The following is a 23,872-nucleotide window of genomic DNA, read 5'->3' as shown; positions in this document are numbered from 1 at the left end:
TTCAGTTTTGCCTGCAACGCCGCGGCCGCGCAGCGGCGGCTGAAATCACTCGACCCCTTCCTTCTTGCCATGCATCGCCATGATCGTCTGCTGCATCACCGCGCACAGCGTCCATTGCTCGCGCCTGATCGCGAACACTTCCGCCCGCGTGATCAGCAACGTGCGGCCGGGCTTGACGACTTCGCCGCGCGCGACGAGCCGTTCGCCGTCGGCCGGCGCGAGCAGGTTCAGCTTGTATTCGACGGTCAGCACGCTGGTGCCGGCCGGCGTCAACGTGTTCGCCGCGTAGCCGGCCGCGGAGTCCGCGATCATCCCGACGACGCCGCCATGGATGAAGCCGTGCTGCTGCGTGATTTCCGGTTTGAACGGCAGGTGGATCTCGACATGGCCCGGCTCGACGACCGGCAACTCGGCGCCGATCAGCGCCATCGCCTGCTGCAGGCGGAAACTTTCATGGACGCGATCTGCATACCCAGGATCTTTCGGCTGGAAAATCGGCAGCTCGTGTCTCATCGCGTCTCCTCGTCCGGATTGTAGAATTTCCAGTTGTTATTACGTTTACGTCAACGTAAACTAATCGCAAAAAAAATCAAGCCCCGCTGCGCATCCGGCGCACGATCTCGGCGCGTGCGGCCGCCGCGCCGCCGGCATCGTGGCCGAGCAGCTCGGAGCACTGTTTTTCGAGCATCGCGATCTCGCCGAGTACCGCCTCGATGTCCTCGCGCTGCTGTTCGAGTGCTTCGCGACGGTCGGCGAGCACGACGAGGAAACGCACCAGCTGGGCGGCGGGATTGCGCACACCGCCGTGCATCTCGAGCAATTCCTTGATTTCGGCGAGCGACAGGCCGAGGCGCTTGCCGCGCAGCGTGAGCTTGAGGCGGGTACGGTCGGACTTGGAATAGATGCGCGTGCGCCCGGCACGGGAAGGCTTCAACAGACCCTGGTCCTCGTAGAAGCGGATTGCCCGAGGTGTCACGTCGAAGTCGCGCGCGAGTTCGGTAATGGTGTAGATTTGTTCGCTTGCCATTGGTCGGTGCCCGAAGTAAAACGGCCTGGTCGATTGCGTCCAGCGCAAGCAGCCGCTCTGAGAGAGCGAAAAAGTTAATCAGAATTGAGGGGTTTGAGCAATCGGCGATTGCGTGCCCCGTCCAACGGAGAGAAACCGATGAACCGTCTTACCGAACTGCAGTATCCGTTCAGCGAGACCCCTGCCGGCGGCGAGACGCTTCCCGTGGCGAAGGGTGTGAGCTGGGTGCGGATGCCGCTGCCATTCGCCCTCGACCACATCAACCTGTGGCTGCTCGACGACGGCGAAACGCTCACCGCGATCGACACCGGCTTCGGTCTCGACGAAGTGCGCGAGCACTGGAACACGATCCTCGCGAACGACGGGCGCCCGGTCGGCCGCGTCATCGTCACCCACCACCACCCCGACCATCTCGGCCTGGCGGCCTGGCTCGCCGCGCGCGACGGCGCACCGGTCTGGATGACGCAGGGCGAGTTCCTGTGCGGCCATACGACGTGGAACCAGCTACCTGGATATTCGGTCACCGACATGGTCGCGCAATTCCGCAGCCATGGACTCGCCGACGGGCGCCTGGCGGCGCTCGTCGATCGCGGCAACGGTTACCGCCGCGGCGTGCCCACGCTACCCGGAGCCTACCACCGGCTGTTCGACGGCGACGTCGTGACGATCGGCGGCCACGAGTGGCGCGTCATCGTAGGATATGGTCATGCGCCCGAGCATGCGAGCCTGTACTGCGCGCAGCTCGGGGTACTCATTTCGGGTGACATGCTGCTACCGCGCATTTCGACGAACGTCAGCGTCTATGCGGCAACGCCGAATGACGATCCGCTCGGCTGGTTCCTCGATTCGCTGAATCGCTTCAAGGACTTGCCCGACGATACGCTCGTGCTACCATCGCACGGTCGACCATTCCGCGGCATCAGGACAAGAATCGCACAGCTCGAAACACACCACCGTGAACGCTGCGACGAACTGCTGGGCGCAATCGGAATGCCCGGCAGCGCCGCGGACGTTCTCTCGACACTGTTTCCCCGCGAGCTGGACACGCACCAGGTCATGTTCGCGATGGGAGAAGCGATCGCTCACCTCAACTACCTTGTCAAAAGAAACGAGGCTCGCAGGCTGACCAGCGACGACGGCACGATCCGATTCGAACGCATTGCATGAAAAACAGGAGCACTAGAGAGATGGCTGCACCCACCCCCGAGAATGTATTTGCCGAGCTGCCGGACCCGAAGGAGGTCGCCAAGACCTACGCGGAAGTCGCCCAGCGCGCTTCGCACCTGATCAGCGAACACGTCCAGCGCCAGCTCAAGAAAGGCGTCTCCACGCCCAGCGACGAGCTGGGCATCGCGCAGGCGTTCATGGACATGATGGCCAAGCTGCTGGCCAATCCTTACAAGCTCGCCCAGTCGCAGATGAACCTCGTGTGGGACTACTTCTCGCTGTGGCAGCATTCGATGCTGCGCGTCATGGGCATGCACGGCGCCCCGATCGCGCAACCCGAGAAAGCCGACAAGCGCTTCAAGGACGAGCAGTGGGAAGAGTATTTCCTGTTCGACTTCATCAAGCAGTCATACCTGATCACCGCGCGCCACGTGCATGACACCGTGTGCTGTGTCGAAGGGCTCGACGAGCACTCGCAGAAGAAGGTGAACTTCTTCACGCGCCAGTACATCGACGCGCTGTCGCCGTCGAATTTCGCGCTGACGAATCCCGAGGTCTTCCGCGAGACGGTCAAGAACAACGGCCAGAACCTGATCAAGGGCCTGAACAACCTGCTGCGCGACATGGAAGACGGCGGCGGCCAGCTGCGCGTCAAGATGACCGACACGACCGCGTTCGAACTCGGCCGCAACGTCGCGACGACGCCGGGCAAGGTCGTGTTCCAGACGGACATGATGCAGCTGATCCAGTACACGCCGCGGACCGACAAGGTGCTCAAGCGCCCGCTGCTGATCGTGCCGCCGTGGATCAACAAGTTCTACATCCTCGACCTGCGCGAGAAGAATTCGTACATCAAGTGGTGCGTCGACCAGGGCCACACGGTGTTCGTCGTGTCGTGGGTGAATCCCGACGAGCGCCTGGCCGAGAAGACCTTCGAGTCCTACATGCACGAAGGCATCATCGCGGCGCTCGACGCGATCGAGAAGCAGACCGGCGAGAAGGAAGTGAACGTCTGCGGCTATTGCCTCGGCGGCACGCTGCTGGCGACGACGCTCGCCTACCTCGCCGCGAAGAAGGACAAGCGCATCGCGACGGCAACGTTCTTCACGACGATGATCGACTTCGCGGAGCCGGGCGAACTGGGCGTGTTCATCGACGAAGGCCAGGTATCGAGCCTCGAAAAGAAGATGTTCGAGCGCGGCTACCTCGAAGGTTCCGAGATGGCCGGCACGTTCAACATGATGCGCGCGAACGACTTGATCTGGTCCTTCGTCGTGAACAACTATCTCATGGGCAAGGATCCGTTCCCGTTCGACCTGCTGTACTGGAACTCCGACTCGACGCGCATGCCGGCGAAGATGCACAGCTATTACCTGCGCACGATGTACATGGAAAACCGGCTCGTCGAGCCGGGCGGCATCGTCATCGACGGCGTGCCGATCGATCTGTCGAAGATCAAGATCCCGTGCTACTTCATCTCGACGCTCGAAGACCACATCGCGCCGTGGAAGAGCACCTACACCGGCGCACAGGCGCTCGGCGGGCCGGTACGCTTCGTGCTCGGCGGCTCCGGCCACATCGCCGGCATCGTCAACCCGCCGGCATCGAACAAGTACGGCTACTGGCTGAATCCGTCGGCAAAGCTGCCGAAGGACGCCGACGCGTGGTTCGAAGGCGCGCAGCACCAGGAGGGTTCGTGGTGGACCGACTGGCAGGGATGGGTGGTGCTGCAGGATCCCGAGCAGGTTGACGTGCGCGACCCGGCGAAAGGCAAGCTCAAGCCGATCGAAGACGCTCCCGGCTCCTTCGTCAAGATCCGCCTCGACGCGACCCAGGCGGCCTGACGCGGGCTGCCGCTCGCACATCGCGAGGGGGCTGCGGCCCCCTCGCAGTCGTTGACCGCTCCCCGGAAGACCCGATGCCCGACCTTCCCTGCCCGCGCGTCGTCCTCGACACGAATACCGTCATGGCGCTGTGGCTTTTCGAAGACCCGGCGCTGGCGCGCCTGCGAGACCTGATCGAGGGCCGCCATCTCACGCTCGTCACGCGCACCGACGCCCTCGACGAATTGCGCCACGTCCTCGCATACCGCCAGTTCGGCGTCGATGCCGAACGCCAGGCGACGATCCTCGCCGGCTACACGGCGCGGGTCACGCTACTCGCCGACCGCGGTGCACCCGCACGGGTCGACGGACCGGCACAGGCGCTGCCCGCACTGCCGCTGTGCCGCGACCGCGACGACCAGAAGTTTCTCGAGATCGCGCGCGACGGCGAAGCGAGCCATCTCGTCAGCCGCGACAAGGCGTTGCTGAAGCTCAACCGCCACCGCCTGCTGCGGTCGCTGTTCGCGGTCATGACGCCGGAAAACTTCGCGCAGGAGCTCGCTTCGCGCTGAATCGGCTGCCGGCGTCGAAGCGGCCCGCGAGCTTTCCTCACGCCGCGGCGAGCCGCTCCCGCAGCCGCACGAGATAGCGCAGCCCGGCCGCGGCGCGGCTGCCGTACCAGGACGTCATTTCGCCGTCGATCAGCACAGTGGGCCGGCCGGACAGCCGCGCGACCTCGTCCAGATGCGACGCGCGAAAACGGTAGGGTTCGGACGACAGCAGCACCCGTTGCGCCTGCGCGAGCGCGGGCGCCTGCCAGTCGATTTCCGGATAACGACTCGATGCGTCGCCCGGCACCGTTTCCCAGCCGACCGCGCGCAGCGTCGCCGAGATATACGTGTCGCGCGACACGCTCATCCACGGCTCGCGCCAGATCAGGTACAGCACCCGCTCCGGCGGCAGCGACACGGCGGCGGCGCGCGCGGCATCGAGGGCGGCGGCGAGATCCGCGGCCAGCCGGCCGGCTTCGGCGTCGCGCTCGAAGATCCGGCCGAAGAGCCGGTACAGCCCGAAATTGTCCTCGGGCGCGCACGGGTGGGTGACGATGACGTTCGGGATGAATGCGGCGAGCCGGTCGACCGTCTCGCGCCGGTTCTCGTCGATATTCACGATCAGGTGAGTGGGTTCGAGGGCCCGCACGGCTTCCATCCTGACGTCCTTCGTGCCGCCGATCTTCGCGACCCTCCTCACGATGTCGCGCGGATGGATGCAGAAGCCGGTGCGCCCGACGAGCTGGTCGGCGAGACCGAGCCCGCACACCAGTTCGGTCAGCGACGGCACCAGCGACACGATGCGCACCGGCCCTTCGGCCGGGCGGTGCACCACGCCGACGGCGTCTTCCAGTGCGGCGGATTCGGGCGGGATCGTGGATACTTGCATTTCGATTTGCAGTCGTTGGGGAAGGCTACGATTGTAGGCGATGCGGCAATCGGGCCGCTGCCCGGGGTCGCGCCGGCCGGCGTCCGGCCACCTTCGCGGGAGGTTTTCAGCATGCTTATCGGCGTACCGAGGGAAATCAAGGTCCATGAATATCGCGTCGGGCTCACGCCGGCGAGCGTCCGCGAGGTCGTCGCGCACGGCCACGAGGTGATCGTCGAGCGCGACGCGGGGCGCGGCATCGGCGCAGGAGACGACGACTACCGGCGCGCCGGGGCACGCATCGTCGACGACGCCGGGGCGCTGTATGCCGCGGCCGAACTGATCGTCAAGGTCAAGGAACCCCAGCCCGTCGAGCGCGTGCGCCTCGGCGCCGGCCAGGTGCTGTTCGCCTATCTCCACCTCGCCCCGGACCCGCAACAGGCGAAAGACCTGCTCGCGAGCGGCGTCACCGCGATCGCATACGAGACGGTCAGCGACGCCGACGGCGGGCTGCCGCTGCTCGCGCCGATGTCGGAAGTCGCCGGGCGGATGAGCGTGCAGGCGGGCGCGCACTGCCTCGAGAAAGAAGCCGGCGGCCGCGGGCTGCTGCTCGGCGGCGTGCCGGGCGTCGAACCGGCGCGGGTAGTGATCCTCGGGGGCGGAGTGGTCGGCAGCAACGCCGCGCTGATCGCGCTCGGCATGGGCGCCGCGGTGACCATCGTCGACCGGTCGGTGGCAGTCCTGCGCCGTCTCGGCGATCGCTTCGGCCCGCAGCTGCACACCCTGCACGCGAGCACCGACGCGATCGAAGCCGCGGTGCTCGACGCCGATCTGGTGATCGGCGCGGTGCTGGTACCGGGTGCCGCCGCGCCGAAGCTCGTCACGCGCGACATGGTGCGCAGGATGCGCCCCGGCGCCGTGGTCGTCGACGTCGCGATCGACCAGGGCGGCTGCTTCGAGACTTCGCGCCCAACGACTCATGCCGATCCGACCTTCGTCGTCGACGAGGTCGTGCATTACTGCGTCGCGAACATGCCTGGCGCAGTCGCCCGGACCTCGACGCTCGCGCTGAACGCCGCGACGCTGCCCTGCGTGCTCGCCCTCGCCGACAAGGGCTGGCGCCAGGCGCTGCGCGACGACCCGCCGCTGGCGCAGGGGCTGAACATCTGCGCCGGCCACATCATGCATCCCGGCGTCGCGGCGGCCCTGGGCGTCGAGCCCAGCAACGCGCGCGACCTTGCAGCGGTGCCGCCGATGAGCCCCTGACGGCCGAAGATTCTTCTCCGGAGCGTGAAAATCTGCTCGTCGGTAATGGTGCACTGCGCTAATCTACGCGCCTCGCGCCAAGTCCCCCGGGAGTATTCATGCAGGCACTCGAGGGTGTAAATACTTCACCCGCAGCAGCTGCCACCGCGCACGCCCCCGCTCCGCGACGCGGCATTGCCGGGCTCGCGGTCGCCGCGATCGGCGTCGTCTATGGCGACATCGGCACAAGCCCTCTCTACACGCTGAAGGAAGTCTTCAACGGCCCGCATGCGGTGCCGGTGACGCCGCAGAACGTCTACGGCATCTTGTCGCTGGTGTTCTGGGCGCTGGTGCTCGTGGTGTCGGCGAAATACGTGCTGTTCATCACCCGCGCCGACAACCGCGGCGAAGGCGGCATCATGGCGCTGACCTCGCTCGTGCTGCGCGCGGTGCCGCCCGGGCGCAAGGCGTGGGTGCTGTCGTCGCTGGGGGTGTTCGGCGCCGCGCTGTTCTACGGCGACGGCATGATCACGCCGGCGATCTCGGTGCTGTCGGCGGTCGAAGGCCTCGAAGTCGCGACTCCGGCGTTCCGCCCGTACGTGCTGCCGATCGCGCTGGTCGTGCTGCTCGGCCTGTTCCTGATGCAGCGCCACGGCACCGGCAGTGTCGGCAGGATCTTCGGGCCGGTGATGCTGGTGTGGTTCGTCCTGCTCGCGGTGCTGGGCATCCTGGGCATCACGCTGCATCCCGAAATCATCGGCGCGCTCGACCCGCGCTGGGCGCTGCGCTTCTTCGCCGACATGCCGCTGGTCGGCTGGCTGTCGCTCGGCGCGGTCGTGCTCGCGATCACCGGCGGGGAAGCGCTGTACGCCGACATGGGGCATTTCGGCCGCCGGCCGATCAAGTTCGCGTGGTTCCTCGTCGTGTTCCCGGCGCTGTACCTGAACTACCTCGGCCAGGGCGCGCTGATCCTCGCTCACCCGGACAACGTGCGCAATCCGTTCTACCTGCTGGTGCCCGACGCGCTGGTGTACCCGATGGTCGCGATGGCGACGTTCGCGACCATCATCGCCAGCCAGGCGGTGATCTCCGGCGCGTATTCGCTGACCCGCCAGGCGATGCAGCTCGGCTACGCGCCGCGCATGCGCACGATCTTCACGTCGGAACGCGAGATGGGCCAGATCTACGTGCCGAGCATCAACTGGATGCTGCTCGGCGCGGTGATCGCGCTGGTCGTCGGCTTCCGCTCGTCGAGCGCTCTCGCGTCGGCGTACGGCATCGCAGTCACGCTGACGATGATGATCGACACCCTGCTCGCGTTCGTCGTCGTCCGCGCGCTGTGGGGCTGGGGCAGGCTGCAGGCGGGACTCTTCCTCGGCGTGTTCCTCGCGGTCGACGTCGCGTTCTTCTCCGCGACCACCGTGAAAATCCTCGCCGGCGGCTGGTTCCCGCTGCTGATCGGGGCGCTGATCTTCACGCTGCTGACGACCTGGAAGCGCGGCCGCGAACTGCTCAACAGCCGCATCCGCAGCGACACGATGCCGCTCGACAGCTTCATCCGCTCGATGTTCAACAGCCCCTCGCCGCGCGTCGACGGCACCGCGGTATTCATGACGACCTGGCTCGAGGGCGTGCCGCGCGCGCTGCTGCACAACCTCGTGCACAACAAGGTGCTGCACCGCCGGGTCGTGCTGCTGACGGTCGAGACCGCCGATGTGCCGCACGTTCCCGACAACGAGCGCGTGGTCGTCGAGGAACTCGACTACGGCTTTTACCGCGTGCGCGTGAACTACGGTTTCAAGGACGACCCCGACCTGCCGGCAGCGCTCGTGCGGTGCGCGGATTTCGGCCTGAAATTCGACATGATGGAGACGTCGTTCTTCCTCGGCCGCGAAACCCTCGTGTCGCGCGTCGGTTCCGGCATGCCGCGCTGGCGCGAGAAGCTCTTCATCGTCATGTTCCGCAACGCCGGCAGTGCGGCCGACTACTTCCACATCCCGCCGAACCGCGTCGTCGAGCTCGGCACGCAGGTCGAACTGTAGACCCGCAGCGCCGACCCGGCGCTCTTCAGCTCATGTTGCGCAGCTCGCGCAACAGCACCGACAGCATCGACATGTCGGTCTGCGCGGCGGTCTTCACGTCCGCGAGGAGGTGCCGGTAACGCTCGACGTTGCTCCGGTTGCGGGACTCCCATGCGGCGATCACCTCTTCGGGCGGTTCGACGCCCGGACAATGCCTGAGCGCTTCGGCAGCGAGGATGCGCGCCTGGTTCGACAGCTCGCTGCGCAGCGCGCTGCGCGCGAGCCCCTGCCAGCGCGATTCGGCCGGCAGCGCGGAGATCTGCAGGCCGAGCCAGTACAGGTCGAGCTGATCGCCGAGGCCGTAATACACGCGGGCGACGGTCGCCTCCGGCCGGCCGGTTTCCGCCGCGACCTCGACGAGGTCGAGCGCCGAATACAGCTCGTCGAGCGACGCGATGCGCTGCGCGAGCGGCGCGGGCACGCCTTTCTCGATGAAGCTTGCAGCGACGGCGTCGAGGACTTCGCGGTACGCCGGCTGGACAAAGTCGCGCAGCCCAGCCGACAGTTCCGCCGCCCCCGCCGAGAAGTAGTCGAGCGTCGCCTGCAAGTCGGCAATCCAGTTGCGGTGGCGCAGGAACCACACCGCGCCGCGCTCGATCAGCCGGACCGACTCGCTGATCATCTCGGTCTGCACCGCGTCGGCGACGACGTTGTCGAGCGACTCGATGTCGCGCCACGTCGGCACGAGGCCATACACTTCGCGGCTCGCCATGTAGGCCCGGACGACTTCCGCGGGCGTGGCGCCGAGTTCGCCGTGCAGCCGGCTGACGAAAGTCGGTCCGACGCGGTTGATCATGCTGTTGACGACGTGCGTCGCGATGATCTCGCGCCGCAGCGGATGGCGCTGGATCTGCGCCGCGTAGCGTTCGCGCAGCGGCTGCGGAAAATAATTCTTCAGCGCGGCGGAGATGTACGGGTCCTCCGGCACGTCGGATTCGATGACTTCGTCGAACAGCTCGATCTTGCTGTACGCGAGCAGCACCGCGAGCTCGGGTGCGACGAGGCCGGTCTGCTTGAGCGCCCGCTCGGCGATCTCCTCGTCCATCGGCAGGAACTCGAGCTTGCGGTTGAGGCGCCCCGCATGGCCGAGCCGGCGGATGAATTCGGCCTGCTCGCCGAGCAGCGCCACGCCCCGCGAGCGCGTCACCGACAGCACCTGCGTCTGGCCGTAGTTGTCGCGCAGCACGAGGCTGGCGACCTCGTCGGTCATCTCGAGAAGCAGTGCGTTGCGCTGCTTCTCGGTCAGATCGCCTTCGGCGACGACGCTGTCGAGCAGGATCTTGATGTTCACCTCGTGATCCGAGCAGTCCACGCCGCCCGAGTTGTCGATCGCATCGGTGTTGATCTTGCCGCCCCGGAGCGCGTATTCGATGCGCCCGAGCTGCGTGACGCCGAGGTTGCCGCCTTCGGCGACGACGCGGCAGCGCAGCGCCGCGCCATTGACCCGCACCGCGTCGTTCGTCCGGTCGCCGACCGCGGCGTCGGTCTCGCTGGTCGCCTTGACATACGTCCCGATGCCGCCGTTGTAGAGCAGATCGACCGGCGCGGCGAGGATCGCGCGGATCAGTTCGGCGGGCGCCAGCACCTCGGCTTCGATGCCGAGCGCCTCGCGCACCTGCGGCGACAGGCGGATCGATTTGGCGTGGCGCGACCACACGCCGCCGCCTGCCGAGATCAGCGCCTTGTCGTAGTCGTCCCACGACGAACGCGGCAGCGCGAACAGGCGCTCGCGTTCGGCAAACGAGGTTTCGGCGTCCGGGATCGGGTCGATGAAGATGTGGCGGTGGTCGAACGCCGCCACGAGCAGGATCTTGCGCGAGCGCAGCATGCCGTTGCCGAACACGTCGCCGGACATATCGCCGATGCCGACGACGGTGAACGGTTGTTCCTGCGTGTTCAGCCCGAGTTCGCGGAAGTGGCGTTTGACCGACTCCCAGGCGCCGCGCGCGGTGATGCCCATCTTCTTGTGGTCATAGCCCGCGGAGCCGCCGGACGCGAACGCGTCGCCGAGCCAGAAACCGTATTCGGCCGCCACCGCGTTCGCGTGATCGGAGAACGTCGCCGTTCCCTTGTCGGCGGCGACGACGAGGTAAGGGTCGTCCTCGTCGTGGCGCAGCACATCCACGGGCGGCACGACCTTGCCCTGCACGAGGTTATCGGTCACGTCGAGCAGGCCGCGCAGATACGTCCGGTAGCACTCGACGCCCTCGGCCAGCAGCGCCTCGCGGTCGCCGGCGGGCGGGTTCTTGATGACAAAGCCGCCTTTCGAGCCGACCGGCACGATGACCGCGTTCTTGACGATCTGCGCCTTCACCAGGCCGAGCACCTCGGTGCGGAAGTCCTCCATGCGATCGGACCAGCGCAGCCCGCCGCGCGCCACGCGCCCGCCGCGCAGATGCACACCTTCGAAGCGCGGCGAATAGACCGAAATCTCGAACATCGGCAGCGGCTGCGGCAGGTTCGGGATGCGGCGCGGATCGAGCTTCAGCGACAGGTACGGCTTCGGCCCGCCGTCGGTCGCGCGCTGGTAGTAGTTGGTGCGCAGCGTCGCCAGCACCATCGCGAGGAACTGCCGCAGAATGCGGTCCTCGTCGAGGTTGGCGACGGTGTTGAGCGCCGCCTCGATGCTCGCGACGAGCGTCGCCGTGCGCGCCTCGCGCTCGCCGCCGCCTGCCGGGTCGAAGCGCAGCGCGAACAGGTCGATCAGTTGCCGCGCGAGCTTCGGGTGCGCCGCGAGCGTCTGTTCCATGTACGCCTGGCTGAACGTGAAAGCCGCCTGGCGCATGTGCTTGGCGTAGGCGCGCAGCACGACGATCTCGCGCCACGTGAGTCCGGCGAGCAGCGTCAGGCGGTTGAAGTCGTCGCTCTCGATCTCGCCGCGCCACGCATGCAGGAAAGCGTCGTGGAACAGCGCGCGCACGCGGTCGATGTTCAGCTCTTCGGCGCCCGCATATGCCAGCCCGAAATCGTGGATCCACACGCAGCGCCCGTCCTGGCGCTCGATCTCCGACGGCTTCTCGTCGATGACGCGCACGCCCATGCGTTCGAGCATCGGCAGGCTCTGCGACAGCGGCACCGGCGCGCCGACGCGGTACATCTTGAAGTTCAGGCGTCCCGGCGGCGCTTCGAGCGGGATGTAGAGGCTCATGCCGAGGTCGCGGTCATCGGCGAGCGACTCCATCTGTTCGATGTCGAACACCGCGACGCGCGGCGCGTATTCTTCGCGGTAGCCGGCCGGGAAACCGTCGGCGTAGCGGCGCAGCAGCGCCATGCCGCGCTCCTCGCCGCAGTGTTCGAGGATCGCGCGCTGCAGCTCGTCTTCCCAGCGCCGCGTCGCCCGCGCCAGCCGCTGCTCGAGTTCGTGCACGTCGAACGGCGGAATCGTCGAGTCGCGCGTGCGCACGATGATCAGGATGCGCGCCAGTGCCGATTCGGAGAACTGCACGTCGAACTCGGAGCTGCTGCCGTTGAACGCTTCCATCAGCACCGCCTGCATGCGCAGCCGCTGGTCGGTGTTGTAGTGCTCGCGCGGCACGTAGATCAGGCACGAGACGAAGCGCGCGAACGGGTCGGTGCGGACGAAAAGGCGCGTGCGCTGGCGCTCGCCGAGCCGCAGGATGCCCATCGCCTGGTGGTACAGATCCTCCGTCGAGATCTGGAACAGCTCGTCGCGCGGATAGCGTTCGAGGATCGTCAGCAACGCCTTCGCGGCATGGCTCTTCGGCAGCAGGCCGGCCTGCTCGACGACCGCTGCGACCTTGCGGCGCAGGAACGGGATCAGCCTCGGGCTGGTGCTGTACGCGGTCGACGCGAGCAACCCGATCACACGGCGCTCGGCGCGCGCGTGGCCGTTCTCGTCGAACACCTTGACGCTGAACCGGTCGATGAACCCCGGCCGATGCACGGTCGAGCGCGTGTTCGACTTGGTCACGGTCAGCAGCACCGGCAGATTCGGCAGCGTCGCCTTGAGGTTCATCGGCAGCGCGGCGAACGAGCGCGACACGTTCTCTCCCGGACGTTGCCGCAGCAAGCCGAACCCCGAGCCGGGCCGGATGCGCAGTTCGCTGTCGCCGTCGGCGGCGACCAGCTCGTAGTCGCGGCAGCCGAGCAGCACGATGTTCTCGTCCAGCAGCCACTTCAGAAAAGCCACCGTCTCCGCGACCTCGTCCGGCGGGACCGGCGGCGGGTCCTGCTCGATACCCTGGATGATCTCGACCACGCGCTGCTGCATCGCCGGCCAGTCGGTGACCGCCGCGCGCACGTCGGCAAGCACGCGCTCGAGCCCGCTGCGCAGCGCGTCGACGTCGTCCGCTTCGGTGCGCCGGTCGACTTCGACGTGGATGATCGACTCGTAATGCCCCCGCGTGTCGCCGTCTTCGGCGATTCCGAGGTACTGGCCCGCTTCGTCGCGCACGACACGCATCACCGGATGGATGATCAGGTGCAGCGTGAGCCCCTGCCGGTTGACTTCCATCGTGATCGAATCGACGAGGAACGGCATGTCGTCATTGACGATTTCGACGACGGTGTGTGTGGATTCCCAGCCGTGCTCTTCGAGCTTCGGGTTGTACACGCGCAAGCGCGTGCCGCCGCGATGCTTGCGCACGAACTGCCAGTGGCTGACCACGGCGCCGTACAGGTCGTCGACCGAGCGGTCGACGAGATCCTCCGGCGCGACCTGGCCGAACCAGCGCCGCGCGAACGGCTCGATGAGCGCCGCCTGGTCGGCCGGCAACTTGTTCGCGATCTGTTCCAGAACCGCGTCGAATTGCGCGGCGTCGACGTCCGCCTGAAGTGACTGCATCGCTGCCTCCGTTTGTCGAAGACGGGCTGTGCAACGCGACGTCATACGGACGCCGACCCGCTTCCGCCGAAAACGATACGCGGATCGGGCGCCCGGCGAAAGAAGCTTTTACCCGGTAGGGTTATCCGGCCGCGCGGGTCGGCCGGTGGCTGCGCGCCGTGGCGAAGTTCAGCCTTTTTTCTGCTCGCTGCGCGAGCGCGCGATCAGCTGGTCGACTTCCTTGAGCATCTGCTCGAATCCGCCCGCCGAGCTCGCGGAAACGGTGTAGCGGCCGTCGACGGCCATCATCGGCACGCCGCTGACCTTGTAGGCCGCCGCGATCTGGTTCGAGCGCTGCACTTTCGACTGCACGCCGAACGACTTGTAGATGTCGCCGAAGCGCTTGCTGTCGAGGCCGGCGCCCGCCGCCCACTGCATCAGCGCATCGTCCCGATACAGCGGCTGCTTCTGCTCATGGATCGCGGCAAACACCGCCGGCCCCTTCTCTTCGGCCTGGCCCATCGCTTCAAGCGTGTAGTAGAGCCGCGCCAGCGCCGTCCATTCGGGACGGTTGAACGTGATCGGCACCTTGACGAAGCTCACGTCGCCCTGCAGCTTCTTCACCCAGCCGTTGAGCAGCGGTTCGAAGTCGTGGCAGTGCGGGCAGCCGTAGGAAAAGAACTCAATCACTTCGACCTTGCCCGCGACTTCGGTCGGCACCTTCGTACCCAGCGTCTGGAAAGCCTCCCGCTGGGCGAAGACAGGGGCGGAGGCGGAGGCGCCCAGCGTGGACAGCGCGCCGAGCGCGACAAGTTGCTTGAGGGCGAGACGACGATTCATGCATTGCTCCCGGGTTGATGACAGGGTCTCGGACGGCGGCCGCGGGCGGACGTTCCCGCAAACGCCCGTGCCGGCGGCATGGAGCCGCGAATCAGGGGCTGGCCTTCACGACGGTCCCGGTGAAGCCGGCCTCGGCGAGCCGCGTGCGCACCGGGTTCATGTCTTCCGGCTTGGCGAACGGCCCGATCCGCACGCGGTGCATCGTGCGTCCGTCGGGCAGCTGCGCCCGCTGCGCGCTCGCCTCGATGCCGGCGAGCGCGAGCCTCGCCTTGAGGTTGTCGGCTTCGGCGGGATTCTCGAAAGCGCCGATCTGCAGGTACAGCCGCTCGGCGACGGGGGCTGCGGGCGGCGGGGCGGGCGGGACTTCGGCCGGCGCCACATTGCCCTGCGGCAGGATCTTGTAGAACTCGAAGTCGGGCTTGACGACAGGACGGTCGCCCGGCTTGCCCGGCAGCGACACCGGCGGCTGGTCCGGCGCCGACGGCACGCGGCTGGGCACGCTGCCTTGCGGCGTCTGGAAAGGCGACGAGCGGGTGAACCACCACGCGGCTCCGGCCGCGAACAGCGCGCCTAGGATCAGGCCGATGAAGATGCCGACGACCACGCCGCCGCCGCTTTTCGCGGGCGGGCGGCCGGTTGTCGGCCGGGACTTGGGGGCGCGGCTCACGGGATTCTCCGGACGTTACGTCGTTACATCGACTGCGGGGCGGACACGCCGAGCAGCGCCAGCGCGGTGGCCAGCACCTGCCGCACCGCTGCCGCCAGCGCGAGCCGCGCCAGACGCAGCGCGGGATCGTCGACGAGCATGCGCTCGGCGTTGTACCAGCTGTGGAACTCCGCCGCGAGGTCCTTCAGGTAGAACGCAACCTGGTGCGGCGCGTAGTCCGCGGCGGCGTTCTGGACCAGCTCGGGGAAGCTGCCGAGGCGCGCACACAGCGCGAGCTCACGCTCGTTTTCGAGAAGATCCAGTTGCGCGGCGCGCAGTTCGGCCGCCTCGCCGCCCCACTGCTGCAGCACCGAGCACACCCGCGCATGCGCGTACTGCACGTAATACACCGGGTTCTCGTTGCTCTGGCTTTTCGCCAGGTCGAGGTCGAAATCGAGGTGCTGGTCGCTCTTTCTCAGCACGTAGAAGAAGCGGCACGCGTCGTTGCCGACTTCGCGGCGCAGTTCGCGCAGCGTGACGAATTCGCCCGAGCGCGTCGACATCGACGCCTTCTGGCCGTTGCGATACAGCACCGCGAACTGCACCAGCGTCACCTCGAGCTTTTCCGGCGGCAGGCCGAGCGCGGCGATCGCGCCCTTGACGCGCGGGATGTAGCCGTGGTGGTCGGCGCCCCAGATGTCGATGATGCGGTCGTAGCCGCGCTCGTACTTGTTCAGGTGGTACGCGATGTCGGACGCGAAATACGTGTACAGGCCGTTCTCGCGCTGCACGACACGGTCCTTCTCGTCGCCGAACGCGGTCGAGCGGAACCACTTCGCGCCGTCCTGCAGATACACGTGGCCGCACTTTTCGAGCTCGGCGACCGCGCGGTCCACGAGCCCGGTGTCGAACAGGCTCTTCTCCGAGAACCACTTGTCGAAATGCACGCCGAATTCTTCGAGATCCTCGCGGCCGTCGCCGAGCTGCTCGTTGAGCGCGAAGCCGTGCACGAAGTGGTAGTCCTCGCCGAGCAGGCGCTTGGCGTTGGCGATCAGCGCGTCGAGGTGATCCTCGCGCTGCGTCTTCGCCTCGTCGTCCTTGCGCTCGGCGAGCGGCAGACCGGGGCTGCCTGCGAGGATCTGTTCGGCGGTGAAGCCGGCGAAGCGGTCCTGGTGCCCCTCGCGCAGCGCGCGCGCCATGTCGATGACGTAGTCGCCCTGGTAGGCGTTCGGCGGAAACGGGATGTCGACGCCATACAGCGCGAGATAGCGCAGCCACGTCGACAGCGCGAGGATGTCCATCTGGCGGCCGGCGTCGTTGATGTAGTACTCGCGGGTCACGTCCGAGCCGGCGAAATCGAGCACCGCGGCAAGCGACGCGCCGTAGGCCGCGCCACGGCCGTGGCCGACGTGCAGCGGGCCGGTCGGGTTCGCCGAGACGAACTCGAGCTGCACGCTGGTGCCGTTGCGCGGACCGCGGCCGAAATCGGCACCGCGCTCGAGCACCACGCGCACCGCCGCGGTCTTCGCGCCGGCGGCGAGCGTGAAGTTGATGAACCCGGCGCCGGCAACTTCGGTCGCCGCGACGAGCGTGGAGCGCGGCAGCTCGGCGAGCAGCAACTCCGCAAGCTCGCGCGGGCGGCGGCGCAGCGGTTTCGCGAGCTGCAGCGCGAGGTTCGTCGCGAAATCGCCGTGGCCGGCCTGTTTCGGCCGTTCGAGGTGGATCGGCGTATCGGCCAGTTCCGGCGCGATGCTCTTGAGCGCGGCGCGCAGCAAGGCGGTGAGTTGTACTTTCGAATCGGCGCTCATGGCACTCGGGAAATCGTAAAAGGGCTGAATTATAACGGATCGGCCCCACCGGACCCGCCGCGCTTCGCAGTTCGCGCGCGGTTGCGCCCGATTGTGCCTTTCGCCGCCCCGCCTTTCGGGCTAAAGTCCGCGGTTTCCCTCTTTCACCCCCTCCCGTGCGCCTGTTCCGCCTCGCCAAGATCGTCACCGTGGGCCTGCGTTTCGGCCTCGACCAGATGGTGCTCGACGCCGATCCGAGCGGCCGGCTGCTGCGGCTGTGGCACGTCGTGTTTTTCTGGCGCCGCCCGTCGGCGCCGCGCGGCGTGCGACTGCGCCAGGCGCTCGAGTCGCTCGGCCCGATTTTCGTCAAGTTCGGCCAGATGCTGTCGACACGCCGCGACCTCTTGCCGACCGACCTCGCCGACGAGCTCGCGCTGCTGCAGGACCGCGTGCCGCCGTTCCCGACCGAGCAGGCACTGAAAGTCCTCGAGGACTTCTACGGGCGGCCGGTCGACGACGTCTTCGTCGATTTCGCCCGCACCCCGGTCGCCTCCGCTTCGGTCGCGCAAGTGCATTTCGCCCGGTTGCCCGACGGCACCGAAGTCGCGGTCAAGATCCTGCGCCCCGGCATCGAGCGCGTCATCGAGCACGACCTCGCGCTGCTCGAGACCGCGGCGATGCTGCTCGACCGGCTGTGGGTCGAAGGCCGGCGGCTCAAGCCGCGCGAAGTGGTCGCCGAGTTCAGCAAATACCTGCACGACGAGCTCGACCTGATGCGCGAAGCGGCCAACTGTTCGCAGCTGCGGCGCAATTTCAAGGACTCCCTGCTCCTCGTCGTGCCCGAAGTCTATTGGGACTGGTGCGGCAAGTCGGTGATGGTCATGGAGCGCATGCACGGCGTGCCGATCTCGCAGCTCGCGACGCTGCGCGCGCAGGGCACGGACCTGTCGCGGCTGTCGCGCGCCGGCGTCGAGATCTTCTTCACGCAAGTGTTCCGCGACGGCTTCTTCCACGCCGACATGCATCCGGGCAACATCTTCGTGCATGCCGACGGACGCTATATCGCGCTCGACTTCGGCATCGTCGGCACGCTGACCGAAGTCGACAAGAACTACCTCGCGCAGAACTTCCTCGCTTTCTTCAAGCGCGACTACAACCGCGTCGCGCGCGCGCACATCGAAGCCGGCTGGGTGCCTGCGCACACCCGCGTCGACGAGTTCGAAGGGGCGATCCGCGCGGTCTGCGAGCCGATCTTCGACCGCCCGCTGAAGGACATCTCGTTCGGCAAGACCTTGCTGCGCCTGTTCCAGACCGCGCGCCGTTTCGAGATGGAAGTGCAGCCGCAGCTCGTGCTGCTGCAGAAGACGCTGCTGAACATCGAGGGCCTCGGCCGCCAGCTCGACCCGGATCTCGATCTGTGGAAGACCGCGAAGCCGTTCCTCGAACGCTGGATGGACGAGCGCATGGGCTGGCGCGCGCTGCTGCGCGGCGTGCGCGACGAGGCGCCGGCGTGGGCCGGCACGCTGCCGCAGCTGCCGCGCCTGATGCATCAGGCGCTGGTCGAGCCGGCGCTGCACCACGCCGTCCAGCGCGAGCAGCTCGATCGCCTCACCGCGGCGCAGCGTTTTCAGGGGCGCCTGCTCGCCGTCGTCGCGCTGCTGCTCGCGGCGATCGTCACGATCGAGCTGTACCGCGGCTTCGCCTGAGCGGCCGCGCCGGGAGCCCGGGCGCAGTCGACGCGGCGCCACGCGTTGCGGCGGCTGAACGAATCCCTGTCGCCCACGTCGAACCGTCAAGCATTTTGACTTGTTCGTCCGCAGCTGCGGCCTGGGAGGATGTCATGACGCATTCAGCCCCGCTTCATATCTCGAACGATTCCGCGACGCATGCCGCTGTCAGCATCCTCGGCGTCGCGTCGGCGCTTGGCGCGCCCGCAAGCGGCCCCGACGCGGGCCCCGCGGCGCTGCAGGCGTCCGGCCTCGTCGCGCGGCTGCGCGGCCTCGGCATCACCGCAACATGGGAGCAAACGCTGCTGCCGCACGACTCAGCGGCGCCGGGCGCGTCGATGGAGGAACGCCTGAAGAGCGTCGGCGACCTGGCACGCAGCGTCGCCGACCAACTCGCCGCGCTCGACCCGGCGCGCTTCCCGCTGATCCTCGGCGGCGACCATGCGATCGCGGTCGGCACCTGGCCGGCGATCGCCAGCCGCGTCGCGGCGCGCGGCACGCTCGGGCTGATCTGGATCGACGCCCACCTCGACAGCCACACCGACGCCAGCACCCATTCCGGCAACATCCACGGCATGCCGCTCGCGGCAGTGCTCGGCGAAGGCGATCCGCTGCTGACCGGCATCCCCGGCCCGCGCCTCGACCCGCGCAACGTCTGCATCATCGGCGCGCGCTCGTGGGAACCGGAAGAGTTCGAGCGCCTGCAGCGGCTCGGCGTGACGATCTTCGACATGGCGACGATCCGCGAGCGGGGGCTGTCGGCGGTATTCTCCGACGCGCTCGGCGTCGTGCGGCGCAACACCGCTGCGTTCGGCGTCACGCTCGATCTCGACGCGCTCGATCCGGCGATCTTTCCGGCGGTGACATGTCTCGAAAGCGGCGGTCTCGCGGCCGACGAGCTTTCCGACGCGCTGCTCGCGCTGCGCGCGTGCCCCGACTTCGCGGCATTCGAGATCGTCGAATACGTGCCCGAACTCGATCCGCTCGGCGCGGGCGCCGGCTGGATCGCCGAATTCGCCGGCGCCGCGCTCGGCCCGGGCACTGCGCTGCTGCGCGCCAAGGAACAGCATTTCGGCGCGCACAACTACGCGCCGCTGCCGGTGGTGTTCCATCGCGGCAATGGCGTGTGGCTGTGGGACGTCGAGGGGCGGCGCTACCTCGACATGATGAGCGCGTATTCGGCGGTGAGCTTCGGTCACGCCCACCCGCGCCTGCTGCGCGCGCTCAACGACCAGGCGCAGCGCCTCGCGCTGACCTCGCGTGCGTACTCGAACGACCGCCTGCCGCTGCTGCTCGAGCGGCTGTGCGCGCTGTTCGGCTTCGAGCGGGCGCTGCCCGTCAACACCGGCCTAGAAGCCGTCGAAACCGCGCTCAAGGCGGCGCGCAAGTGGGCGTACAAGGTCAAGGGCGTCGCTGCGGACCGCGCCGAAATTATTGCCTGCCAGGGCAACTTCCACGGCCGTTCGACCGCGATCGTCGGCATGTCGTCGGAGGCGCAGTACCGCGACGGCTTCGGGCCGTTCCCGCCCGGCTTCAAGCTGATCCCGTACGGCGACGCCGACGCGCTCGAAGCGGCGATCACGCCGGACACCGCGGCCTTCCTCGTCGAGGCGGTCCAGGGCGAAGGCGGCATCATCGTGCCGCCCGACGGCTATCTGGCTCGCTGCGCCGAGATCTGCCGCCGGCGCGACGTGCTCTTGATCGTCGATGAAGTGCAGACCGGGCTCGGGCGCACCGGCCGGCTGCTCGCGTGCGAGCACGAAGGCGTGCATCCGGACGGGCTGATCCTCGGCAAGGCGCTCGGCGGCGGCCTGCTGCCGGTGTCGGCGTTCCTCGCCGACGCGCGAGTCATGGACGTGTTCCACCCCGGCGACCACGGCTCGACGTTCGGCGGCAATCCGCTCGGCGCCGCCGTCGCGCTGGAAGTCCTCGATCTGCTTGAGGAAACGCGGCCGTGGGAAAACGCCGCGCGTCTCGGCGAACACCTGATGCGGCGGCTCGCCGACGGTGCGCCGTCGTGCGTGACGGCAGTGCGCGGCCGCGGTCTGCTGGTCGGCATCGAGCTCGATCCGCGCATCCTCGACGCCGCGACCGGTGCCGAACTGCTGCTCGCGCGCGGCATCGCGACGAAGGACACGCACCACACGGTGCTGCGCTTCGCGCCGCCGCTGGTGATCGACGACAGCGTGCTCGACGCGGGGATCGACGTGATCCTCGACACGCTCGCGACTGCGAGCCGCCGCCGCGAGCACGGGCCGTTGCACGGCTGAGCGCAGCGCGCTTCCGCACTCCGGGACGGGACGGGACGGGACGGGACGACGAAATTTGGCACAATCGTCGGCCCGTTCGTCGGCACGATCGGACGCGAATCCGGATCGATTCGGGCGGCCCCCGCAACGAAATTCGTTGCGTTAAACTTCGGCCCGCTCAATCCACGTCCCCGGAAGAACCCGCCCATGCTGATCGGCTTCGTCATCGCTTACCTGCTGGTTTCGATCGGCGTCGGGCTGTACGCGGCGACGCACGTCAAGAACACCACCGACTACGTCGCGGCCGGGCGCCACCTGCCGCTGTACATCGTCACCGCGACGGTGTTCGCGACGTGGTTCGGCTCGGAAACCGTGCTAGGCATTTCCGCGACGTTCATCGACGAAGGCCTGCGCGGGCTGTGGTCCGATCCGTTCGGCGCGTCGCTGTGCCTGATCCTCGTCGGCCTGTTCTTCGCGCGCCCGCTGTACCGCATGAACCTGCTGACGCTCGGCGACTACTACCGCTTGCGCTACGGGCGCACCGTCGAGGTGCTGTGTTCGATCGCGATCGTCGTCTCCTACCTCGGCTGGGTCGCGGCACAGATCACCGCGCTCGGCCTGGTGTTCAACACCCTCTCCGACGGCGCGATCTCGAACGAGGCCGGCATGATGATCGGCGCCGCGGTGGTGCTGGGGTATACGCTGTTCGGCGGCATGTGGTCGGTGGCGCTGACCGACTTCATGCAGATGATCGTGATCATCGCCGGGCTGTTCTACATCGCCTGGCTGGTCGGCGACATGGCCGGCGGCGTCGGCACGGTCGTCAGCCACGCGAGCGCCGCCGGCAAGCTGAACTTCCTGCCCGCGCTCGACCCGGCCGACATCATCGCCTTCCTCGCCGGTATCCTGACGATGGGTTTCGGCTCGATCCCGCAGCAGGACGTGTTCCAGCGGCTGAACTCGGCGCGCGACGAGAAGATCGCCGTGCGCGGCACGCTGCTCGGCGGCTCCGGCTACTTTCTCTTCGCGTTCGTGCCGTTGTTCATCGCGTACTCGGCGACGCTGATCGACCCCGAACTGGTCGCCCGCTACCAGCAAAGCGACAGCCAGCACGTCCTGCCGCAGCTGATTCTCGCGCACACTCCGCTGTTCGCGCAGGTGATGTTCTTCGGCGCGCTGCTGTCGGCGATTATGAGCACCGCTTCGGGCACGCTGCTCGCACCCTCGGTGACCTTCTCCGAGAACATCCTGCGCGGCACGTTCCGCCACCTCGACGATCGCCAGTTCCTGCTGCTCACGCGGCTCGTCGTCGTCGCGTTCGCGCTGCTGATCACGTGGTATGCGACGTACACCGAGGAGACGATCCACGGCATGGTCGAGAACGCCTACAAGGTCACGCTCGCGACCGCCTTCGTGCCGCTCGCGTTCGGCCTGTACTGGAAGCGCGCCAGCACGCAGGGCGCGCTGGTGTCGATCCTGGCCGGCCTCGTCGTCTGGGTGCTGCTCGAGATCGCCGCCCCCGACGCCGACGTCCCGCCGCATTTCGCCGGCATGCTCGCGGGCATCGTCGGCATGATCGCCGGTTCGCTGCTGCCGCAGACGCTGGTCAAGCCCGTCCACGGCCACGTCGCCGCCCACCTGCAGACGCAGCACCAGCCGCACGCGGGGCGCTGAGCGCCGCCGCACGCGGCGCCCGGTTCAGTACTGGTCGAAGCAGCACTGCAGCTCGCCGGCGTCGCGCGAACGGCCGAGCGCGAGCATCAGCAGAATGCGGGCCTTGTGCGGATTCAGCGAGTTCGCCGCGACGGTGCCGAGCACCGCGTCGTCGGCCGACGCCGTGACCACGCCCTGTCCGACCCGGCTCGAGCGCACGACCGCGACGCTGTGGCGTGCCGCCTCTTCGGCGCCGGCACGCGCCGCCGGCGACAGGCCACCGTTGCCGCAGCCGGCAACGACGATGCCGCGCGCGCCGGCGGAAATCGCGGCGCGATAGTGGTGCAGCCCCGCGCCCTGGTGGTCGTAGAGGATGTCGACGTGCGGCAGCTCGCCGATCGCGGCGAGCGAGAACTCGCTGTCGACGGTGTGCCGGCACAACGGCGCGGTGAAGAAATGAACCTTGCCCGCGGCGACTTCGCCGAGGTTGCCCTGCTCGAACGCGCGAAACGCGTCAGGCACGGTGGTGGCCGCCTTGGTCACGAAGCGCGCGGCGCCGATGCGGTCGTTCATCATCACCAGCACGCCCTTGCCGTGCGCCGCCGCGCAGGTGGCGACGAGAAAAGCGTTGTACAGGTTCAGCGGCCCGTCGGCGCTCAGCGCGGTCGCCGGACGCATCGCGCCGGCGAGCACGACCGGCTTCGCGCTCCTCAGCACGAGGTTGAGAAAATACGCCGTCTCCTCGAGCGTGTCGGTGCCGTGCGTGATGACGATGCCGTCGACATCGGGCTGCGCGAGCAGCGCGTCGACGCGGCGGGCGATCTTCAGCAGCAGCGCATTGTCGATGTCGCGGCTGTCGACATTGGCGAGCTGTTCGCCGCGGACCTCGGCGAGCGCCCGCAGTTGCGGCACGGCGGCGAGCAGTTCGTCGGTGGTCGCGCCGACGGTGTAGTCGTGGAGCTGCGTCGCATCGCTCGCCACCGCCGCGATCGTGCCGCCGGTGCCGAGCAGCACGATGCGCGGCAGCGCCGGCTGTCCTTCGCCCGTCGCGGCGCGCGATCTTCCTTCCGCTGCGCCAGCCATGTTGCCGGAATTCATCGCACAGGCTCTCCGGGTTTCGATGCCGGCCATTGTTCCCTCCGGCTCCGGCGAGGTCAAATCACGCCCGCACCCCGACTGCACGTCCGTCCCGGCGCTGCGGCGGGACGCCGACAAAAAAGTTGCGGCAGCTGCTGCGTGCCTTTCGGGCGAGCGCACAAACCGCGGCCGTTTATTGCAGCCGGAGCAGGCCGAGCATTCGCATCATCGGCTCGAATCCATTGAAAATCATGCGCTTCCAGGGGCAGCCTCGCGACCGACCGCTGCTTTGCGCTTCATATTTTCCGTTGCCTCCAACGGTGCTAGCATCGCTTCACGTTAAATTGT

The 23,872-nt window shown here is 67.7% G+C and carries 17 protein-coding genes; 9 read left to right on the top strand and 8 right to left on the bottom strand.

The genetic code is table 11. The features are described 5' to 3' along the window. Positions 1 to 45: 45 nt before the first annotated feature. Both pbN1_RS10875 and pbN1_RS10870 read right to left on the bottom strand, forming a co-directional pair. Positions 46 to 513, bottom strand: coding sequence for a PaaI family thioesterase (locus tag pbN1_RS10875; protein WP_169203701.1), 468 nt, complete (start codon positions 511 to 513; stop codon positions 46 to 48). 76 nt (positions 514 to 589) lie between these two features. Further along, positions 590 to 1,027, bottom strand: a complete 438-nt coding sequence (locus tag pbN1_RS10870; protein ID WP_169203700.1) for a MerR family transcriptional regulator — start codon at positions 1,025 to 1,027, stop codon at positions 590 to 592. A gap of 138 nt (positions 1,028 to 1,165) precedes the next feature. On the opposite strand from pbN1_RS10870, the gene pbN1_RS10865 reads away from it, so the two are divergent. The 3 genes from pbN1_RS10865 (at position 1,166) to pbN1_RS10855 (ending at position 4,589) form a co-directional block, all read left to right on the top strand. Beyond that, the gene (locus pbN1_RS10865; protein ID WP_169203699.1) at positions 1,166 to 2,194 is read left to right on the top strand and encodes an MBL fold metallo-hydrolase; all 1,029 of its coding nucleotides are present in this window, start codon (positions 1,166 to 1,168) and stop codon (positions 2,192 to 2,194) included. A gap of 20 nt (positions 2,195 to 2,214) precedes the next feature. Then, complete coding sequence (locus pbN1_RS10860) at positions 2,215 to 4,038, top strand: PHA/PHB synthase family protein (RefSeq protein ID WP_169203698.1); 1,824 nt, start codon at positions 2,215 to 2,217, stop codon at positions 4,036 to 4,038. A gap of 74 nt (positions 4,039 to 4,112) precedes the next feature. Next, positions 4,113 to 4,589 carry a putative toxin-antitoxin system toxin component, PIN family gene (locus pbN1_RS10855; protein ID WP_169203697.1) on the top strand — a complete coding sequence of 159 codons (477 nt, stop codon included), beginning with the start codon at positions 4,113 to 4,115 and terminating at the stop codon, positions 4,587 to 4,589. Positions 4,590 to 4,626: 37 nt separating this feature from the next. On the opposite strand, the gene pbN1_RS10850 is transcribed toward pbN1_RS10855, so the two are convergent. Further along, positions 4,627 to 5,457: a helical backbone metal receptor gene (locus pbN1_RS10850; protein ID WP_169203696.1), complete on the bottom strand. Its 831-nt coding sequence runs from the start codon at positions 5,455 to 5,457 to the stop codon at positions 4,627 to 4,629. Positions 5,458 to 5,568: 111 nt separating this feature from the next. Here pbN1_RS10850 and ald point away from each other — a divergent pair, with 111 nt between their 5' ends. Together ald and pbN1_RS10840 are read left to right on the top strand one after the other, a co-directional pair. After that, on the top strand, positions 5,569 to 6,702 hold the full coding sequence (ald, locus tag pbN1_RS10845) for an alanine dehydrogenase (RefSeq protein ID WP_169203695.1): 1,134 nt from the start codon (positions 5,569 to 5,571) through the stop codon (positions 6,700 to 6,702). A 98-nt stretch (positions 6,703 to 6,800) separates the two neighbouring features. Then, a complete protein-coding gene (locus pbN1_RS10840; protein ID WP_169203694.1) occupies positions 6,801 to 8,723 on the top strand; it encodes a potassium transporter Kup in 1,923 nt (640 codons plus the stop codon). Between the two features lie 25 nt (positions 8,724 to 8,748). Here the strand turns inward: pbN1_RS10840 and pbN1_RS10835 are convergent, their stop codons facing one another. The 4 genes from pbN1_RS10835 to argS all read right to left on the bottom strand — a co-directional run bounded on the left by pbN1_RS10835 (position 8,749) and on the right by argS (position 16,839). After that, entirely contained in the window at positions 8,749 to 13,566 is a 4,818-nt protein-coding gene (locus pbN1_RS10835) for an NAD-glutamate dehydrogenase (RefSeq protein ID WP_169203693.1), read from the bottom strand. Positions 13,567 to 13,734: 168 nt separating this feature from the next. Beyond that, positions 13,735 to 14,385 carry a thiol:disulfide interchange protein DsbA/DsbL gene (locus pbN1_RS10830; protein ID WP_169203692.1) on the bottom strand — a complete coding sequence of 217 codons (651 nt, stop codon included), beginning with the start codon at positions 14,383 to 14,385 and terminating at the stop codon, positions 13,735 to 13,737. 91 nt (positions 14,386 to 14,476) lie between these two features. After that, positions 14,477 to 15,052, bottom strand: coding sequence for an SPOR domain-containing protein (locus pbN1_RS10825; RefSeq protein WP_210147470.1), 576 nt, complete (start codon positions 15,050 to 15,052; stop codon positions 14,477 to 14,479). A 23-nt stretch (positions 15,053 to 15,075) separates the two neighbouring features. Next, positions 15,076 to 16,839 carry an arginine--tRNA ligase gene (gene argS, locus pbN1_RS10820; protein ID WP_169201567.1) on the bottom strand — a complete coding sequence of 588 codons (1,764 nt, stop codon included), beginning with the start codon at positions 16,837 to 16,839 and terminating at the stop codon, positions 15,076 to 15,078. 155 nt (positions 16,840 to 16,994) lie between these two features. On the opposite strand from argS, the gene ubiB reads away from it, so the two are divergent. From ubiB to pbN1_RS10805, 3 genes are all read left to right on the top strand, one after another. Continuing rightward, entirely contained in the window at positions 16,995 to 18,524 is a 1,530-nt protein-coding gene (gene ubiB / locus pbN1_RS10815) for a ubiquinone biosynthesis regulatory protein kinase UbiB (RefSeq protein ID WP_169201568.1), read from the top strand. A 134-nt stretch (positions 18,525 to 18,658) separates the two neighbouring features. Continuing rightward, positions 18,659 to 20,815: an ornithine--oxo-acid transaminase gene (rocD, locus tag pbN1_RS20950; protein WP_169201569.1), complete on the top strand. Its 2,157-nt coding sequence runs from the start codon at positions 18,659 to 18,661 to the stop codon at positions 20,813 to 20,815. A gap of 186 nt (positions 20,816 to 21,001) precedes the next feature. Beyond that, a complete protein-coding gene (locus pbN1_RS10805) occupies positions 21,002 to 22,468 on the top strand; it encodes a high affinity choline transporter 1 (RefSeq protein WP_169201570.1) in 1,467 nt (488 codons plus the stop codon). Positions 22,469 to 22,492: 24 nt separating this feature from the next. Here pbN1_RS10805 and pbN1_RS10800 read toward each other — a convergent pair whose 3' ends face one another. Beyond that, positions 22,493 to 23,545 (bottom strand): type II asparaginase, encoded by a 1,053-nt coding sequence (locus pbN1_RS10800; RefSeq protein WP_244856915.1) that lies wholly within the window; start codon positions 23,543 to 23,545, stop codon positions 22,493 to 22,495. On the opposite strand from pbN1_RS10800, the gene pbN1_RS10795 reads away from it, so the two are divergent. Beyond that, positions 23,529 to 23,867: a hypothetical protein gene (locus tag pbN1_RS10795; protein WP_169201566.1), complete on the top strand. Its 339-nt coding sequence runs from the start codon at positions 23,529 to 23,531 to the stop codon at positions 23,865 to 23,867. The genes pbN1_RS10800 and pbN1_RS10795 overlap by 17 nt on opposite strands. Positions 23,868 to 23,872: the final 5 nt, after the last annotated feature.

This window comes from Aromatoleum bremense, assembly GCF_017894365.1.
Taxonomy (GTDB): domain Bacteria; phylum Pseudomonadota; class Gammaproteobacteria; order Burkholderiales; family Rhodocyclaceae; genus Aromatoleum; species Aromatoleum bremense.
This window is presented reverse-complemented; position numbering and strand designations above follow the sequence as displayed.

Coding starts and splice junctions, on each gene's coding strand:
- pbN1_RS10875 (WP_169203701.1), bottom strand. CDS start 513: ATGAGACACGAGCTGCCGATTTTCCAGCCGAAAGATCCTGGGTATGCA.
- pbN1_RS10870 (WP_169203700.1), bottom strand. CDS start 1,027: ATGGCAAGCGAACAAATCTACACCATTACCGAACTCGCGCGCGACTTC.
- pbN1_RS10865 (WP_169203699.1), top strand. CDS start 1,166: ATGAACCGTCTTACCGAACTGCAGTATCCGTTCAGCGAGACCCCTGCC.
- pbN1_RS10860 (WP_169203698.1), top strand. CDS start 2,215: ATGGCTGCACCCACCCCCGAGAATGTATTTGCCGAGCTGCCGGACCCG.
- pbN1_RS10855 (WP_169203697.1), top strand. CDS start 4,113: ATGCCCGACCTTCCCTGCCCGCGCGTCGTCCTCGACACGAATACCGTC.
- pbN1_RS10850 (WP_169203696.1), bottom strand. CDS start 5,457: ATGCAAGTATCCACGATCCCGCCCGAATCCGCCGCACTGGAAGACGCC.
- ald (WP_169203695.1), top strand. CDS start 5,569: ATGCTTATCGGCGTACCGAGGGAAATCAAGGTCCATGAATATCGCGTC.
- pbN1_RS10840 (WP_169203694.1), top strand. CDS start 6,801: ATGCAGGCACTCGAGGGTGTAAATACTTCACCCGCAGCAGCTGCCACC.
- pbN1_RS10835 (WP_169203693.1), bottom strand. CDS start 13,566: ATGCAGTCACTTCAGGCGGACGTCGACGCCGCGCAATTCGACGCGGTT.
- pbN1_RS10830 (WP_169203692.1), bottom strand. CDS start 14,385: ATGAATCGTCGTCTCGCCCTCAAGCAACTTGTCGCGCTCGGCGCGCTG.
- argS (WP_169201567.1), bottom strand. CDS start 16,839: ATGAGCGCCGATTCGAAAGTACAACTCACCGCCTTGCTGCGCGCCGCG.
- rocD (WP_169201569.1), top strand. CDS start 18,659: ATGACGCATTCAGCCCCGCTTCATATCTCGAACGATTCCGCGACGCAT.
- pbN1_RS10805 (WP_169201570.1), top strand. CDS start 21,002: ATGCTGATCGGCTTCGTCATCGCTTACCTGCTGGTTTCGATCGGCGTC.
- pbN1_RS10795 (WP_169201566.1), top strand. CDS start 23,529: ATGTTGCCGGAATTCATCGCACAGGCTCTCCGGGTTTCGATGCCGGCC.
- pbN1_RS10800 (WP_244856915.1), bottom strand. CDS start 23,545: ATGAATTCCGGCAACATGGCTGGCGCAGCGGAAGGAAGATCGCGCGCC.